Raw genomic sequence first — 17,640 nt, 5'->3', positions numbered from 1 at the left:
CCCCACCCTCATCAGCCAGCACGAACTACTGAATTTCGGTATATTCAAGCGCAATACCGGTAAAAATTGCGCCAATCCGAATCCCAAAAAACCAACACGCCATCACAATCAATATCAATTAATCAAACACAAGCATCAATGCAAAAAGATATTTGCACTCACAATTATAATTCAATAAAAACCAAGCCAACGATACGACTATTGGTAACTGAATTTACATTTGTTCGTTTTTCACAAGTTGAAAATTTTCAACTCACTCCATAGAATGAATCAACCGAAAACATCTTCCCCATATTTCAATCGGCCTACCCTACTTCATGAGTCACCCATTCGCGTCAACTGATCCACTCGACGATGCCGCGCGAGGACTTCGTCAGGACGAGTTCTTTTTCCTCCTCCAACCCAAATTTGCACTCCACGGGGTTCGCCTGGCGGGCTTCGAATACCTGATGCGCTGGCATCATCCGGAGCGTGGGGTCCTGGAACCCGCGTCGTTCATCAGCATGATCGAGGATTCATGCCTTGCCACCGGATTCACGGACCTGCTCACCCGGCGCGCGGCGTGCAGGCTGGCGCAGTGGAAGGCGGCGGGGTACGGCGAGTTGTCGCTCGCGATCAATTTGTCGCCGTCCGAGCTCGGGCACGCGGATTTTCCCGCGCAACTTTCCGCACGGCTGGCGTCGCTTGGGCTCGAGCCAGGCCGTGTCGAAATCGAACTGACCGACGTCGTCCCCCCCGCCCGGCTCGATTGGCTGGTGGAAGCCATCCATGCGGCGCAGGCGATCGGCGTGCGCATCGCACTGGATGACTTCGGAGCCGGCTTCAACTCGCTGACGCTCCTGCAGCAGTTGCCGGTGGATATCGTCAAGTTCGATCGATCGCTGATTCGCGAGGTGCTGCAAAACGGCGAGTCCATGCGGATTGTCGAAACCCTTGTGCAGCTTGCGAAAAGTCATGGCAAACACGTTGTAATGACGGGCATCGAAACCGCCGAACAGTTCGAATGGGCAAGCACACTGCCGGACGTCGACGGCCAGGGTTTCTACCTCGGCGAGCCGCTTCACGAAACCGATGTCGACGCTTTCATTGCCGAGCATCATCGCCGGATCCGTTTCTCCTAGCATCCACGCGCCTGCAGGCCGATCTCGCCCCATCGTCGGAGCACCGGGTGCCGCAACACGGCGAACGATGCGACATGCAACGACGCCTTCAGAACGCGGGGCACCGTTTACGCTCCGATCAGGCGGTTCTTTCGAGCCGCTGCTTGCGACATGCAGCCAGCATAAGACGGCGTTCCGAGGACGCAAAGTGAACTTTTGTCACTTTCTCGAGCAAATCCGCAGGATTCCCACATATCAGGACAACGCCGGTTCGGCGTACCCGAGACAGCCGCGATCCGCGCCCACGTCGCACCGTACCGACGCGCACGCCGATACGGTGCGCGTCGACTACCACCGGATCAACGCCGCGCCCCACGTGAATCCCGAGCCCATTGCAGGCGTCAGAACGAGATCGTTCTCCTTGATGCGCCCGTCGGATACGGCTTCGCAGAGCGCGAGCGGAATCGACGCTGCCGATGTGTTGCCGTGCTTGCTGACGGTGAGGACGACCTTCTCCATCGGGAGGTTCAGTTTTCCGCCGAGCGTTAGCACGATCCGCTGGTTTGCCTGATGCGGGACGATCCAGTCGAGGTCGTCCTGGGTCAGGCCGTGTGCCGCGAGCGCTTCCTGCGACGCGTCGGCGAGGTTGACGACGGCATGCAGAAATACATCGCGACCCTCGAGATGCATCTTGCCGGCGCTCTGCGTCGATGACACCCCGCCGTCCGTGTGAATCTTGTCCCAGTACCGTCCGTCCGAATGCAGATGCGTGGAGAGCACGCCGCGCGGCTTGTCGCCTTCGTTGCGTTCGCCGCGCAACACCAGCGCACCCGCACCGTCGCCGAACAGCACACAGCTATTGCGGTCCTGCCAGTCCACGATACGTGACATCGTTTCCGCCCCGATCACCAGCGCGGTGCGGGCCTGGCCCAGACGGATCATGTTGTCGGCGACCGACAGCGCGAAGACGAAGCCCGAACAGACTGCCTGCACGTCGAACGCAGCACCGCGCCGCACGCCGAGCGCTTCCTGAACACGGACGGCCGTCGCGGGCATCGTGCGATCGGGCGTGCAGGTCGCGAGCACGATGAGATCGACCTCGGCTGCGTCGATGCCGGCGCGATTCAGTGCGGCCCTGGCGGCGCCGATCGCGAGATCGGACGTGTTCTCGCCGTGCGCCGCGATTCTGCGCTCACGGATGCCCGTGCGCTGCGTGATCCACTCGTCCGTGGTGTCGACCATGCGCGCGATGTCATCATTCGTCATGCGGTGCTCGGGCAACGCGGAACCGCAGCCGACGACGCGCGACGTCCATGCGTCCGCGCGATTGATTTGCACCATCTTCCGTACTCCGATTGAAGTCGATGAGGCGCCGGCCGCCTGAACGCTCGCTGCCGGCGTACACGTATTACCAGCTTCCAACGTTCGCGTCTTCACCCGGCTCCGCGGCCGGGATCGTGTCCTTCCGTTGCAGCGAGACGAGATGCGCCGCCAGCGAATTGAAGGTCGGATAGTCGTAAAGGACCGTATCGTCGATCTTGATTCCGAGCCGCTCTTCGAGGAAGAACGCGAGTTCGACGGAATGCATCGAATCGAATCCGGCGTCGGCGAAGGTCTGCTCGAGATCGGTCGGCACCTGAAGATTGTTTGCTTCGGTCCACTCTTGAATCCACGCAAGAATGGCTTCGGCAGTCACGTTCGACCCGTTGACGGCCGCGGCTTGAATTTGATCGCTCATGGTATCGATTCCTTGAAGTCGGATTGAGAACGATGAAGGCACGGCGGCAACGCCGCGCCCGGGAAACCGAAACGCAGTGCCTATGCGGGCGTCGCATGCACACGCGGTTCGTTGTCGGCGCAGCCTCCACCGAGAAAGCGAGCCAGACGCTGCACGGAAGGCTCGCGCACGATGGAGTTGTGATCGTCATCGAACACACCCACCGCCACGCCGCCGCGCGCGAGGCGGCCCAGATGCTGTTCCACCTGGGTGCTCGACACTCCCCGCTTGTCGCGTGCGGCAAGCGCGTATCCGATGCGCGTATGCACCTGTCGGGGTTGATGACAGGCGAGCGCCGCCGCGCTCGCGGCGTGCAGACGCGCGATATGGTCGAACGTCGCGGGGTGGGCACGGCGCCGCACGTCGGCGAGGTAGAAGTCCTGGTCGAGCATGGCGTCGAAACGCGGATCGGCGAGCCATCGATCGACCGTTTGCCTGCCGTCGCCGGACGCGAGATCATCGGCCAGTGCACGCAACCGCAGGGTGAATTCGCCGTCGTGGAGCGGGCTGTCGACGATCATCAGCGGCGGCGCAGTTTCGCCCTCCGCCTCCCATTGCGCGGCCATTTCATGCGCGACGATCCCGCCGAACGACCAGCCGCCGAGCAGATCGGGCTGTCTGCCGTGTATTGCGAGCAAGGCCGCGCGATAGCGCGACGCCAGTTGCGCGATCGAAAGATACTCGGGTGCGTGGCCCTGGTCCGCGTACGGATGGCGGATCGCGACGACCGTCGGATCGCCGGGCCATGACGAAGCCAGTTCCTGATAACAGAGCACGTTTCCGCCGACCGGGTGGACGAGCGCGACGAGCGGCCCGGCCCCGTCGCGCAGCGTCACGACCAGCTCGCGGTCATCGTCCGTCCCGGCGGATTTCCGCATGTCGTTCGACACCGCTTCGCGCGCCGGCATGGCGCCGTTCGTCGTGCCGAACCACGTCGCCAGCGTCCGGAGCGATGCCCCGCGCACAAGCATGGAGATCGGCGGCATCGTGCCGAGCTGTTGATGCAGGCGAACGCGCAGTTCCGTCAATGCAAGCGAGTCGAAGCCCTGGCTGACGAGCGAAAGACCGTCGTCGAGCACGACGGTATCCGGTGCGACCGTCGCCGCGACCGCACGCAGCATCGCGAGCGTCTGCGCGGCATCCGCCGGTGCGGCCTCGACGCGATCCGCCGCTCCCGGTCCCGGCACCCCGGTCCCGTCGTTCGACGCGTTGCCGCCTTGTCGTCGCACCGCGCCGCGCGCGGCCTCCGCAAGGTCCGGGAACGGCAGCTCGAAGCGCTCCGGATCGAACGAGTAACCCGGCGCATCGGCCGGTCGCGGCGCCTTGCCGTACAGCTTGCTCCATGCGATCTTCTGCCCTTCGCTGTAAAGGCGTGCGCAGCCATGCGCGAAGCCGGTCGCCTCGGCTTCCTCGTCTCCCTCCGGACCGTCCGCGAGCGACGCGATCGCACAGTGCCAGTCGCCCCCCGCCGCGGCGCGTGCGAGCTTGGCCAGTGCCGCGCCGGGGCCCACTTCGACGAAGATCGTCCTGCCGTCCGACGCGGCCAGCAGCGCGTCGTGAAAACGCACCGGTTGCTCGACAAGATCGAGCCAGTGCTCGACGCCGGCGATCGCGTCGGTCGCGATGTCGCCCGTGAGCGTGGAGACGATCGGAATCGACGGCGGCGCAAACGTCAGCGGTTCGAGCGCTCGCCGGAACGCTTCGCGCATCGAACGCAACATCGGCGAATGGCCCGGCGTACCGTAGGTCTTGAGCAGCGACACCCGCTTGCCCGCGGCGACCATCGCGTCATGCACCCGCCCGACCGCTTCCGGCGTGCCGCTCACGACCGTCTGCCCCGGCCCGTTGATGCCGGCGACGAACAGATCCGTACCGAACGCGAACCGCCCCGCGAATTCGTCGACGCTGACGGCGACGGCGAGCATCGCGCCGCGCGGCGTCTCGGTATCGAACAGGCGACCACGCGCCTCCACTGCCTTGAGGCCATCGCCAAGCGACATCACGCCGCCGATCACCGCGGCCACGTGCTCGCCGAGCGAATGCCCGATCAGCAGGTCGGGCTGTACGCCCAGCTCCATCCATGTCCGCGCCAGCGCGTAGCACACGACGAAATGGGCAAGTTGCCCCGGATGATGGCGCACCGGTTGCGCGCTGTGGCCGAGAATCGCATCGAGCACGTCGCGCGCCGTCTCGCCGTCGAGCGCGCGCAGGCACACGTCCGCATGTTTGCGGAACAATCCGTTGCCGTTGTAGAGGTTCCCTCCGACGCCTGGCTGCCAGGCTCCCTGGCCTGGCACCAGAAACGCGAGGCGGGGCTTGCGCGGGTGTTCGCCGGCGTGCCATCCCCCGGACGGATTCTCCGCGAGAAAGTCGTCGAGCGCGGCAACGAAGTCCGCTTTCGTCGTGCCGACCAGCGCAACGCGATGGTCGAAATGATCGCGTCGTACGTTCGACGTGTGACACGCATCGCGCAGTGGTGCGGACATGTCCGCGAGCCAGGCCCGCCATGCCGACGCGACACGCCGGCGTGCGTCGGGCGAACGCCCGGAAAGCGTCAGCACGCGTTCGCGGGCAATCGGAGCGCCGAGGTCTGCTACGCGCTCCGGCGCGACCAGAATCAGGTGGACATTGGTCCCGGTGATGCCGAAACCGCTCACGCCGACGACCGTATCGCCCTCGGCGAGCGGCGCTCCCTCGCGCGGAATCTCGAGCTGCGAACCTTCCCAGTGAAAACGCGGGTTCGGTGTCTCGAAGTTCACCTGCGCGGGTACATGGCGGTGCCGCAGGATCAGCATCGCCTTGATGAAGCCGGCCATGCCCGCGGCTCCCTCCAGATGCCCCAGCTGGGACTTCACCGAGCCGACGAGGATCGGCTTGTCGCGCACGACGGCGCGAGCATAGACGTTGCGCAACGCGGAAAGCTCGATCGGATCGCCGAGCGCCGTGCCCGTCCCATGCGCTTCCACGTAGGCGACCGCTTCCGGACGAACGCCCGCGCGCGTCATCGCCCGGCGAATGACGGCTTCCTGAGCCGCACCGTTGGGCGCGGTCAGGCCGTTGCTCGCGCCGTCGCTGTTCACTGCCGAACCGGCCAGCACCGCATCGACACGGTCGCCATGCGATAGCGCGTCGGCAAGCCGCTTCATCACGATCACGCCGCCGCCTTCGCCACGAATGTAGCCGTCGGCGTTCGCGTCGAAGGGACGGCACCGGCCGGAGGGGGACATCGCCTGGAGCCGCGCAATGCCGATCGTTTCCTCCGGCCCCAGGATCAGGTTCACCCCGCCTGCGATCGCCACGTCGCACTCGCCGGCCTGCAGGCTCTGCGCGGCAAGATGGATCGCGACCAGCGAAGACGAACAGGTCGTATCGACGAAGATCGCCGGTCCGTTCAATCCCAGTATGTGCGCGACTCGCCCGGGCGCCATCGCGCGCAGGTTGCCGAGCTTCGAATAGGTGGTGATGCGGGCGGGATCGCCGGACCAGACCGTGCGCCGGCCATAGTCCGCCTCGCCGATCGTCATGAATACCCCGACGTTCGTGCCGCGCAGCCCGCCGGGTGCGACGCCTGCGTTCTCGAGCGCGCCCCAGGTCAGCTCGAGCATCCAGCGCTGTTGCGGATCCATCTCCATGGCCTCGGCCGCCGAAGTACGGAACAGCTTGCGATCGAAGCGGAACGGATCGTCGACATAGCCGGCCACGCGTGAATACGTGGTGCCGGGCTCGTCCGTATCCGGCGAATAAAACGCGTCGATATCGAAGCGTTCGCGCGGTGTTTCGCAAATGGCCGTCTGCCCTGAATTCAGCAGTGCCCAATAGCTCGATGCACTGGATGCCCCGCCGGGGAAGCGGCATGACATGCCGATGACGGCGACGCGTTGCGGATGTGGGTTCGATTGGTCCATCGCATTTTCTCGGCCAGAGGCGTTCATCGGGTCTAGTGGCGCGTTGCCGCGGCGAGATCGTCGCTGCTGCTCGCCTGGACGAGCACGGCCATGTTGCCCGGCAGGTGCCGGTTCGCGCGAATCTTCGCGTGCGCCTCCGGCAAGCGGCTCCACGGAAACACTTCCGACAGGCACGGATCGATCTTGCCGCTCATCACGAGACGGTTCGCCTGTGCGGCTTCCTTGAGGCTCGCGAAGTGACTGCCCTGGATGCGCTTCTGTCGCATCCACACGTAGCGCGCATCGCAGGTCAGGTCGTAGCCGCTCGTCGCCGCGCAGAACACGACCATGCCTCCGCGCTTCACGACATAGCAGGACGGTGCGAACGTATTCCGGCCCGGATGTTCGAACACCATGTCGACGTCGCGCTTCTCGCCGAGCGCGTCCCAGATCGCTTTTCCGAACTTCTTGACCGCATCGACATAGGCCGCGTACGCGGTCTGCGCATCGACCGGCGGTGGCGCGCCCCAGCACGAAAAATTCGAGCGATTGATCGCGCCCACCGCGCCGAGACGCTTGACGAACTCGATCTTCGAATCGTCGGAGACCACGGCGACGGGGCGCGCCCCAACCAGCGCCGCGAGCTGGATCGCCATCGTTCCGAGCCCGCCCGCCGCCCCCCATACGAGTACCGATTGCCCCGCCGAAAGCACGTGCGGCTTGTGGCCGAACAGCATCCGATACGCGGTAGCGAGCGTGAGCGTATAGCAGGCGCTGGCAGCCCATGTGAGGTGTTTCGGGCGCGGCATCAGTTGAGTCGACTGGACGCGCGCGAACTGCGCGAACGAGCCATGAGACGTTTCGTAACCCCAGATCCGTTGCGACGGCGACAACATCGGATCGCCGCCGTTGCATTCCTCGTCGTCGCCGTCGACCTGCGAACAGTGCGCGACCACCTCGTCGCCGACTCTCCACTTCTTCACGTTCGACCCGACGGCCCAGACGATGCCCGCGGCGTCCGAGCCCGTGATGTGATAGGGATCGTCATGCAGGTCCAGCACCGAGAACGGCTGACCGAGGGCGGCCCACACGCCGTTGTAGTTGACGCCGGCTGCCATCACGAGGACCAGAACGTCGTCGGGGCCGAGTGACGGCACGTCGACGATCTCGTTTGTGAATGCCCGCTGCGGCTCCCCATGGTTCTCGCGGCGAATCGTCCACGCGTGCATTCGCTTCGGCACCACACCCAACGGAATCGGCTCACCGATCTCGAACAACTCCGGCTGGTTGCTTCTCGCCTCGACAACCAAGTCAAGTATTTTGGTATCCATATCAATATTCCTGTAAGAGTTGATTCGATAAACAGTGCACTCGTGCTAGGGCGCCCGTGACGACGCCATCCGCATCACGCCGCGGCCATTCCGCCGTCCACCGACAACGCGGTACCGGTCATGAAAGAGGAGGCGTCGCATGCGAGGAACGTGACAGCCTCCGCAATTTCCGTTTCCGTCCCCAAGCGACCGATCGGATGAAAACGCTTGATCTGATCGGTCATGCGGGTCTCGTCGAGAAACTTTTCCACCATCGCGGTTGCAACGAACGCAGGGCAAATCGCATTGACGCGGATATTCTGCTTCGCATATTCGAGCGCAGCCGCTTTCGTCAGCCCGATGATGCCCGCCTTCGACGCGTGATATCCGCAGCCGCCGAATGCCGATGCGACGAGGCCGTAAGTGGACGACATATTGACGATGGAACCGCCGCCCGTTTTCAGCATTGCCGGAATTTCGTACTTCATCGAAAGGAACATGCCCTTCAGGTTGATATCGACGACATGGTCCCAGCTCTCCACGTCGGTATCGGCTACGGTTTTGCCGAATGCCTCCACGCCGGCGTTATTGAAGGCGACATCGAGCCGGCCGAATTCACGCATGGTCTCCTCGACCATGCGGGCGCAGTCTTCGGCCCTGGACACATCGGTCCTCACGAACAGCGCTTCGCCGCCGGCCTTGTGGATTTCCTCGACCACCGCCAGACCTTCGTCGATACGGCGCGATGCGATGGCAACCCGCGCACCTTCGCCGGCAAACAGCAATGCCGTCGTCCGTCCAATCCCGGAACTCCCCCCGGTCACGAGGGCAACCTTTTCAAGAAGCTTTTTCACTGTGCTCTCCCGGTTGCACTGAGATGCATGCATCGTTGCCGCTGTCCGGCAATACCGTTTTTCAGATGGAAAATGTAATTTCCGGCTTGCAACGGAAATGATTCTAGATGGCGAAAAGCACGTACCGATGAAAAGTGAAAAAAGTTCAAATTTGATTTTCGGCCGGACGAATATCATCGCTCACGTCACTCCATTTCGCGTCCAATCCACGGGCTCACTATGCGTGCGAATACGATCACTCGGCATGAACTTGGCATGTCCGTCATCCACGCGATCGGCGACGAAGGTTTCAACAGCCTCAGCGCGGCGCTCGACCGCCTCGACCCCGATTTCAAACGCTTGCTCGTCGAGGGCGCGTATGCCGACATCATTGCCCGGCCCAATCTCTCGCTGAAATATCGGGAACTCGTGACGGTCGCGGTTCTCGCAACGATGGGCAATGCCGATTCGGCGCTGAAATACCATGCGGGCGGCATGCTGAATACCGGCTGGGCACCGCAAGCGGTGCTCGAAACGGTCTTCGATACGCTCTACTATGCAGGCGTGCCGGTGGCCACGGCCGGCATCCGTCATCTCGTGGCGTTATTACGCGAGCGTGACATCGATATCGGTCGCGACGTCGATCGTCTCGGACGATACGAATCGGCAACCGCACACATGCTCGAGCGGCGGCAACGGCCATTCGACGCGCTGACGCAGAAGGAGCGCAAGCTCTCCACACTCGCCATCGTCATCGCTCGCGAAAATCGTCACGACGAGGTTCGATCCCACTTGAACGCGTGTCTGCATGCCGGCTGGACGCGCAGCGAACTGACTGAAGTGCTGATTCAACTCACCGGCTATATCGGCTGGCCGCTCATCCTGCCCGTGTCGCGCATTGCGCTCGACGTATTCGACGAGTTCGCCGCGACACAGGGCGGCGCAACGGTCGGACAAGCGGACGCATCGACCGGACGGAATGCGCCGGAGTGCGATCTGTGTATGCCGGAAGCGTCGGCCGGCCGGCCCGAGATGCCGGCGGCGATCGCAGGTTGTCTCGATCGGATGGCCGACGCTGCGTCACGCGTCGAATCGGTCGAACACGTGAAGGCACGGCACCTGACGGCGATCGCGTGCCTGACCTGCCTTGCCCGAAATGCAGATGCCGACGCGCTCGCCACGCATATCGTCGACGCGCGCTTGTCGGGCACGTCGCAGCACGAGATCGTCGACGCCATCGTCGGCGCACTGCCTCATGCCGGCGTGCTCGCCGTGCAATGGGCGCTGGCTGTGGCAAGCCGATCGTTTGCATCGACAGATCCGCATGCGGCGCGCGAGCGCGACAACGTGGAGGCATCGGGATGACGACGCTCGAACCCTCCACCCACACCATGCTGCACGAACGACACAGGAGCAAACGATGAACGACGAAGGCGGATACGACCTCGAGGACCTGATGCCCGGCATGAACGCATGTTTCTCGAAAACCCTGTCCGAGCACGACGTGCTCCTGTTTGCAAGCGCGTCCGGCGACCGGAATCCCGTGCACCTCGACGAAACCTATGCACAGCAAACGCGCTTCGGCGGTCGCATCGCGCACGGCATGCTGTCCGCGTCGGTGATCTCGGCGGCGATCGCAACGCATCTGCCGGGGCCCGGCTCGATCTATCTGTCGCAGGACCTGCAGTTCCGCCGCCCGGTCAAGCTCGGTGAAACGGTTTGCGCGACCGTGACAGTCAAGGAGATACTCGCGAGCCGGCGTCGGGTCGTGCTGGAAACCTGCTGCCACGTGAACGGGCACGTGGTCGTGGAAGGCACGGCGGTGGTCATGCCCACCAACGCGGCAGCGCGGTCGCAAGAAGCATCGACCGCACGAGATCAGGAAGCCTGACGATCGTACGGGTCCGGCGTGTCGGATTCAGCTGTTGCCGGCATGCCGCGGCGCGACCGGATGCGGCGGCTGAAGCCCCGCTGCGTCGCGGTGCGGAACGCTGCCGAGTTGCCTTCCCCGTGACCGATCGCGGCACGTGAATCGCCGTGCGGCGGCGCGCATGCGACGGACACCGCATGCGCACGCAGCGACGGGCCGTTCCCGCCGCGGTTGTCTGCGTCGAGCGTCATTGCCGCAAGGGAGCCGCCCGACTTCGACGGCCACGCTTGCGGCAACCTGGCCGAAACGTCCTACTTCCGCAGCGAGATTTCCACGCGACGATTGCGTGCTCGCCCTTCGGCGGTATCGTTCGATGCCGCCGGATTGGCTTCCCCGTGACCGGTCGCGGCAAACGAATCCGCCTGCAGCCCATGCTCGCGCAGATACCCCGCGACGGCGTCCGCCCGGCGCTTCGACAGTGCCTGGTTGTGCGCGTTCGAGCCCGTCGCGTCGGTATAACCGTCCACCTCCACGCGGGTGAAATGCCGGTCAGCCTGCTGGTTCAGCAGCGTATCGAGCGCGGTGGTGGCCTCCGTCGTCAGCACGGCCGAGTCGGTCGCGAAATACGCATCTCCGTTCAGGCTCACCTTCTCGACCGGTGCGGGTGCGGGTGCGGGTGCTACGGCCGCGGCGGCCGGCGCGGGCGCCGCACCGCACTGGAACACGATCGAATGCGGATCGGCGCCGTCGCGGTACGGCGTGGTGGTGTCGACCAGGCGCACGGGCTCGTTGCCGCACATGCGCGTCGCGACCTTCATGCAGGTCTTCGCGGTCGACAGGATGCCGTGGCAGTCGACCTGGAACGTGCGGACGCCGTTTCGCGACTGCAGCTCGTATGCGTTGTACGTCGGCCCCGACGCACTCGAACAGGCCGCGAGGGAAACGACGGACGCCAGCAGTGCAAGATGGATGTTTTTCACTTGATTACTCCGAGAATGCGATGGGCGCAGCGTGCGGCGCGGCCGCACGCGCATGCGTTTGCGTTCGGCGCGGTCCGCTCCGGCAACGTGTGCCGAAACGAACCGCTGCGCGCGATCACTTCCACTGATACAGCATGCCCGCGCCGACCACGCGCTGGCTGCCGGCGAAACCGCCGTTCAGCGTCGCCTTCAGGTTCTCCGTGACGCGCGCCTGCACGCCGACCGCCATGGCCTTCTGGCCCTGGAACGTCGCCGTGCCGACCCCCATCGCGAAGTTCGAATCGCGGTCCATGTGCGGGATCGACGCCATCGCGGCGGTCGCGGCGATCCCCTCGCGGGCCATCGAATCGGTCTGCTGGATCTGCTGCTGCATCTGCGTGAGCTGGTTGTTGACCGTGTTCAGCGACTGCGTGAACTGGTTCGATACCGCATTCAGCTGGTTCACGTTCACGGCATCGGTGCCCTGCGTGCCGGCCGCGACGTTCACGACCTGGCGCGCCGAATCCGCCGAGCCGACCGCGACGACGTTCGAGCGCCCGCCGTCGTTGCTGCCCGTACCGATCGCGGTCGAATTGTTGCCCGCTGCCGTCGCGCCCACACCGATCGCGGAAGAGCCGTTACCCGATGCGAGCGCATTGTTGCCGACCGCCGTGCTGTTCGAACCCGATGCCACGGCCCCCGAACCGCCCGCCGACGAATTCGCGCCGGTCGATCCCGGCGGCACGTTCGCGCCGGTCGGGTTCGTCGTGTACTGCCCGCCGAGGTTGGTCGTGCGCTGGTCGATCAGCGTCGTCAACTGGTTCGCGACCGAATCGAGCTGCGACACGTTCACCGCGTCCGTGCCGCTCTTGCCGGCCGCGAGGCCGGTGATCTGCCGGTTGCCGATGTTCACTTCACCGGCCGACGATTGCGGACTGCTCAGGCCGTAAGCGACATAGTTCGTCAGCGCGCCGACCGTGGTCAACGAACCGGCGCCGAGCGCCACGCTGTTCGCGAACGTCGCCGATGCGCCGGCGCCGAGTGCAAGTGCGTCGGTCGCATTGCTGCGCGCCCCCGAACCGAGCGCGACGCCGCCCACACTGACCGCCACCGCGTTGGCGCCCTGCGCGACCGACTGCGCACCGGTCGCCGTCGCGCCGCTGCCGAGTGCGATCGCGTCGGCCTGCGCGGAACTCGCTGCCTGCCCGATCGCGATCCCGCCCGGTGCCGTCTGGTCGACGATCGCGCCGTTGCCGATCCCCACGCCGTTGTCGCCGTTGACGACCGTCGTCGGTCCCACCGCCACCGATTCCGCGCCGACCGCGAGCGAATCCCCCGCGGTCGAATTCGCGTGGAAGTACTTCTGGCCCGTGACCGCGAACGACTGCAGCGCGCCGGTCAACTGCCGCACCGTCACCGCATCCTGCTGGCCGGTGCCGTCGGCGACGTTGGTGATCTGGCGATACGTCTTGTTCGTTGCATCGCCCACCGATACCGCGCCGAGCAGCGTCTGGTCCGTCGTGTTGAACGGGATCGACGCGGTGCCGTTGCGGATGACGCCCGACGACGGCACCACCGCGCGGTCGGCCACCGAACCCGAGCCGAGCGCGATGCTGCCATCGACCTTCGAGATCGCGTTCGGGCCGATCGCGACGCTGTCGACGCCCACCGCCTGGCTGTCCGGCGCGGTCGAGTTCGCATGGAAATACTTGATGCCGTGCGCGTTGATGTTGTCGATCGCCGAGCCGACGTTGTTGTTGATCGTCGTCGACCCGTCGCTGTTGTACGTCACGTACGACGGCGCCGAGATCGTGCCGGTGGTCGGATCGTAGGTGGCCCCGCCGCCGATCGCGCCGGCCGTGCTGTTGCCGAGGTTCGTGTTGTTGTTTGCGATCGAGCTCAGGCCCGTCGACAGTGAACCGATCCCGGTCGACGTGGCGGTCGACAGCGAAGTCAGGTTGCTGTTCGTCGAACTCAGGCCGGTGGACAGCGAGCCGACGACCGTCGAGGTCGACGTCGACAGCGAAGTGATCGAGCTGTTGGTCGAGCTCAAGCCGGTGGACAGCGAACCGACGACGGTCGATGTCGACGTGGACAGCGACGTCAGGTTGCTGTTAGTCGAGCTCAGGCCGGTCGACAACGAGCCGACGACGGTCGATGTCGACGTGGACAGCGACGTCAGGTTGCTGTTCGTCGAACTCAGGCCGGTCGACAACGAGCTGATGCCCGTCGAGGTCGACGTCGACAGCGACGTCACCGTGCTGTTGGTCGAACTCAGGCCTGTCGACAACGAACTGATGCCCGTCGAGGTTGACGTCGACAGCGACGTCACCGCGCTGTTGGTCGAACTCAGGCCGGTCGACAACGAGCCGACGACGGTCGACGTCGAGGTGGACAACGACGTCACCGAACTGTTGGTCGAGCTCAGGCCGGTGGACAGCGAACCGACGACCGTCGACGTCGAGGTGGACAACGACGTCACCGAACTGTTGGTCGAACTCAAGCCGGTCGACAACGAGCTGATGCCCGTCGACGTCGAGGTCGACAGCGACGCGACCGAGCTGTTCGTAGAACTCAGGCCGGTGGACGTCGACGTGGACAATGACGTGATCGCGCTGTTCGCCGACGACAATCCGGTCGACGTCGACGTCGACAACGAAGTCACCGCGCTATTGGTCGAACTCAGACCGGTCGACAACGAGGTGATGCCCGTCGACGTCGACGTGGACAGCGACGTGATCGCGCTGTTCGCCGACGACAATCCGGTCGACGTCGACGTCGACAACGAAGTCACCGCGCTATTGGTCGAACTCAGACCGGTCGACAGCGAGCTGATGCCCGTCGACGTGGACGTGGACAGCGACGTCACCGCGCTGTTGGTCGAGCTCAAGCCGGTCGACAGCGAACTGATGCCCGTCGACGTGGAGGTCGACAGCGACGTCACCGCGCTGTTGGTCGAACTCAAGCCGGTCGACAGCGAACTGATGCCGGTCGACGTCGATGTGGACAACGACGTCACCGCGCTATTGGTCGAGCTCAAGCCGGTCGACAACGAACTGATGCCCGTCGACGTCGAAGTCGACAGCGACGTCACCGCACTATTGGTCGAACTCAGACCGGTTGACAACGACGAAACCCCGGTCGACAGCGACGTGATGCTCGACGCCGTCGACGTCGACAGCGAATCGAGCGCCGTGTTCGTCGCGGCAAGCTGCGAGCCGTTGATCGCGTCCGTACTCGCCGAACTGATGCGCCCGGCCGCGACGTTGGTGATCTGGCGCTCGGTGCCCGCTGCGCCGACGCTGACGACGCTGGTCGGCGTCGTACCGTTGAAGTTGTACGTGACGCCGCCGATCACCGCGCTGGCCGTCGGATTCGGCGCGGCCGTGGTCGATCCCGAGCCGAGCGCGACATCGTTTGCGTTGTTGGCCACGGCCGACGCGCCGAACGCGACAGCCCCCGCCGCCGCCGCCGTCGACGTATTGCCGAGCGCGAGCGAACCCGTGCCCTGCGCGTTGTTGGTATTGCCGATCGCCACCGCGCCGTTGCCGTTCGCGGTGTTGTTCGAGCCCATCGTGACCGCGCCGGTGCCGATCGCGGTGCTCGGATCGCCGATCGCGACCGCGCCGTTGCCGCTCACCGTCTGCCCCAGGCCGAGCGCGACGGCGCCCGTGCCGCCCAGCACCTTCGAGTTGTTGCCACCCGCGATCGAGCCTGCGCCGGCAGTGGCTGCGACCGAGTTGCTCGCGCCGATCGCGACGGTCCAGTCCGCCGCCGCCACGCTGTTGATGCCGACCGAGGTCGCCCCGACGCCCGCCGCGGTCGCGCCGGCGCCCAGTGCGGTTGCCGACGTGCCCGTCGCGAGCGAGAGATTGCCAAGCGCAACCGCGAACTGCTGCGTCGCGGTCGACTGCACACCCATCGCGACCGAACTGACGCCCGACGCATTGGCGTTCACGCCGAATGCCATCGCGTTGTCCGCGCCGGCCGTCGTGTTCGAGCCCATCGCGATCGAACTCTGGCCGAGCGACTGCGTGCCCGAGCCTGGTACGCCCGCGGTGCCGCCCCAGCCGATCGCAATCGACGCCGTGCCCTTCGCGCCGCTGTTCACGCCCATCGCAACGCCTGAATTACCGGTCGTCAGCGCGCCGCTGCCGACGGCCACGCCTGCCGCGCCCGAACTGGTCGACTGGTTGCCGAGCGCGACGGAGCCCGTGTTCGTGGCATGCGACGCATAGCCGAGCGAGACGCTCTGCGCGCCTGCCGCACTCGCACCGAGCCCCACCGCCGCCGCGTACTGGCCGGACGCCAGCGCGTTGTTGCCCAACCCGACGGCGGAAACACCGGTCGCCGCCGCGCCGCTGCCCATCGCTACCGCACCGCTCTGCGTCGCGCTCGACAGGTTGCCGATGGCAACCGAGTAGTCGCCCGAACCGATTGCCTGCACGCCGAGCGACGCGCTGTTGACGCCGGTCGCCTGCGCGTTGATGCCGATGGCCGTCGACGCGTCGCCCATCGCATGCGCGCCCGGGCCCAGCGCCGTGGCCGACACGCCCTGTGCCGTCGAGAGATTGCCCAGCGCGGTGGAATTCTGCTGCGCGGCAGTCGAACCGACGCCGATCGAGATCGACGTCACGCCGCCGTTCGCGGTACCGCCGTCCGGCGCGTACTGCGCATGTGCGCCCACATGGAACAACGCGAGATACGTGGCCGCCATCAGCGTGGTCAACCGCCGTGGCGCCGGCATGCCCGCGAGCGCCGACCCGCCCGCGCTCGCTGCATGCTCCGATGCGCGGCGCGACGACGCGACACGCTTGCCGCGTGCCCGATCGAGTTCCGAAGCCGCAACCCAGGCCCCCAGTGCTTCGTTCCAGATCGACTTGAACGACTTGTTCATCTTGTATTCCCTCGGTTCTCATGTGCTGGATGACGCAACAGCGCGCGCGTTGGCCGCCGACGACGGGTTGCCTTGCGCCGCCCCTCTACCACTTCGGATATCTAACTAAATAACGGAATGGTGCTGTACGACTCTCACGGAACAGCGCGTGAACACGCGGTCGCCGTTTGCGCGCGCCTGCCGACGCGACGTGCAACGGCGCTCGCCGGTGATCGAATCAAGGAAGCCGACGTCGCCGGCCAGACGGCCGCACGATGCCAGCCACACCGCGAAAGCGCGCGTGCGGGCACCGGCGCCCCGTGCCAGGGGCGACATCGTATTTCACGGAAATGCGTCGTTCAGACGCGGGATGGACGGGTGCTGGCCGGCAACCCGTCATCCGTCACGTCATTCGGGAGGCGGATGACGCCGTATGGTCCCCGGGATGGAAGCGTGCGCCGCCGGAATGCGGTCGCCGACAGCCGACTCCGGTTCGGGCGAACCGGTGCTGTGATCTGCCACGCCTGTTGATTTCATGGTTTTCATGCCCGCCTGATTCGATAGCGCACCGCACGCGACTGCCCCCGGATGGATCGAACCGCCAGGCTGCCAACGCGAAGCCACTTACCCTTTCCGTCCGGCCGTCAAACGCTTTCCGGATTTCCGGAAGAGCGCCGACACGCCGAACGACCCCTGCACCGAATTAATCGATCGAATTTTCTTGACGATTTTTTCTCGTCCGGTGCTTCACACCCGAGCAATCCTCGCAATGCGTCGGCTTATCTTATATATCAACGTATTCGACGAATTATGAAGTTTGCATTACCCTCGTGCCAGTCATTCACCCGCTGCCGCATGTTCATATTTTGAGAATGCCATCATTCAATGTCACATTGAATGTAGCGAGCATCGGGATGCAGCAGCGGCTATCAATCAGCCCGGAACCGCTCACCTCCGCAGAACCGATTCCAGCCGCTCCAAGGCTAGTGTGCTGGCATTCGTCCAAACAAACCTTTTCCCGAGCGGAAAAA

At 64.9% G+C, this 17,640-nt stretch carries 10 protein-coding genes; 3 read left to right on the top strand and 7 right to left on the bottom strand.

What is annotated here, in order from left to right; all coding sequences use genetic code 11:
• The first annotated feature begins 317 nt into the window (after positions 1-317).
• Entirely contained in the window at positions 318-1,121 is an 804-nt protein-coding gene (locus tag AC5LXX_RS32030) for an EAL domain-containing protein (protein ID WP_493414121.1), read from the top strand.
• A 327-nt stretch (positions 1,122-1,448) separates the two neighbouring features.
• Here AC5LXX_RS32030 and AC5LXX_RS32025 read toward each other — a convergent pair whose 3' ends face one another.
• The 5 genes from AC5LXX_RS32025 to AC5LXX_RS32005 form a co-directional block, all read right to left on the bottom strand.
• On the bottom strand, positions 1,449-2,441 hold the full coding sequence (locus tag AC5LXX_RS32025; protein WP_124448502.1) for a beta-ketoacyl-ACP synthase III: 993 nt from the start codon (positions 2,439-2,441) through the stop codon (positions 1,449-1,451).
• 67 nt (positions 2,442-2,508) lie between these two features.
• Entirely contained in the window at positions 2,509-2,838 is a 330-nt protein-coding gene (locus AC5LXX_RS32020) for an acyl carrier protein (RefSeq protein ID WP_124448504.1), read from the bottom strand.
• Between the two features lie 80 nt (positions 2,839-2,918).
• A complete protein-coding gene (locus tag AC5LXX_RS32015) occupies positions 2,919-6,737 on the bottom strand; it encodes a type I polyketide synthase (protein ID WP_493406618.1) in 3,819 nt (1,272 codons plus the stop codon).
• Between the two features lie 77 nt (positions 6,738-6,814).
• Complete coding sequence (gene ccrA, locus AC5LXX_RS32010) at positions 6,815-8,092, bottom strand: crotonyl-CoA carboxylase/reductase (protein WP_493414120.1); 1,278 nt, start codon at positions 8,090-8,092, stop codon at positions 6,815-6,817.
• 74 nt (positions 8,093-8,166) lie between these two features.
• Entirely contained in the window at positions 8,167-8,925 is a 759-nt protein-coding gene (locus AC5LXX_RS32005; RefSeq protein ID WP_493414119.1) for an SDR family NAD(P)-dependent oxidoreductase, read from the bottom strand.
• A 255-nt stretch (positions 8,926-9,180) separates the two neighbouring features.
• Between AC5LXX_RS32005 and AC5LXX_RS32000 the strand changes: the two genes are divergently transcribed.
• Positions 9,181-10,269 carry a carboxymuconolactone decarboxylase family protein gene (locus AC5LXX_RS32000; RefSeq protein WP_493414118.1) on the top strand — a complete coding sequence of 363 codons (1,089 nt, stop codon included), beginning with the start codon at positions 9,181-9,183 and terminating at the stop codon, positions 10,267-10,269.
• 55 nt (positions 10,270-10,324) lie between these two features.
• Positions 10,325-10,795 (top strand): MaoC family dehydratase, encoded by a 471-nt coding sequence (locus AC5LXX_RS31995; protein WP_124448513.1) that lies wholly within the window; start codon positions 10,325-10,327, stop codon positions 10,793-10,795.
• Positions 10,796-11,085: 290 nt separating this feature from the next.
• On the opposite strand, the gene AC5LXX_RS31990 is transcribed toward AC5LXX_RS31995, so the two are convergent.
• Both AC5LXX_RS31990 and AC5LXX_RS31985 read right to left on the bottom strand, forming a co-directional pair.
• A complete protein-coding gene (locus AC5LXX_RS31990) occupies positions 11,086-11,754 on the bottom strand; it encodes an OmpA family protein (protein ID WP_493414117.1) in 669 nt (222 codons plus the stop codon).
• A 115-nt stretch (positions 11,755-11,869) separates the two neighbouring features.
• Positions 11,870-16,630 (bottom strand): YadA-like family protein, encoded by a 4,761-nt coding sequence (locus AC5LXX_RS31985; RefSeq protein ID WP_493414116.1) that lies wholly within the window; start codon positions 16,628-16,630, stop codon positions 11,870-11,872.
• Positions 16,631-17,640 lie beyond the last annotated feature (1,010 nt).

This window comes from Burkholderia torrens (genome assembly GCF_984668525.1).
Note: the sequence above shows the minus strand (reverse complement) of the source record. Positions and strands in the feature narration are given on the sequence as shown.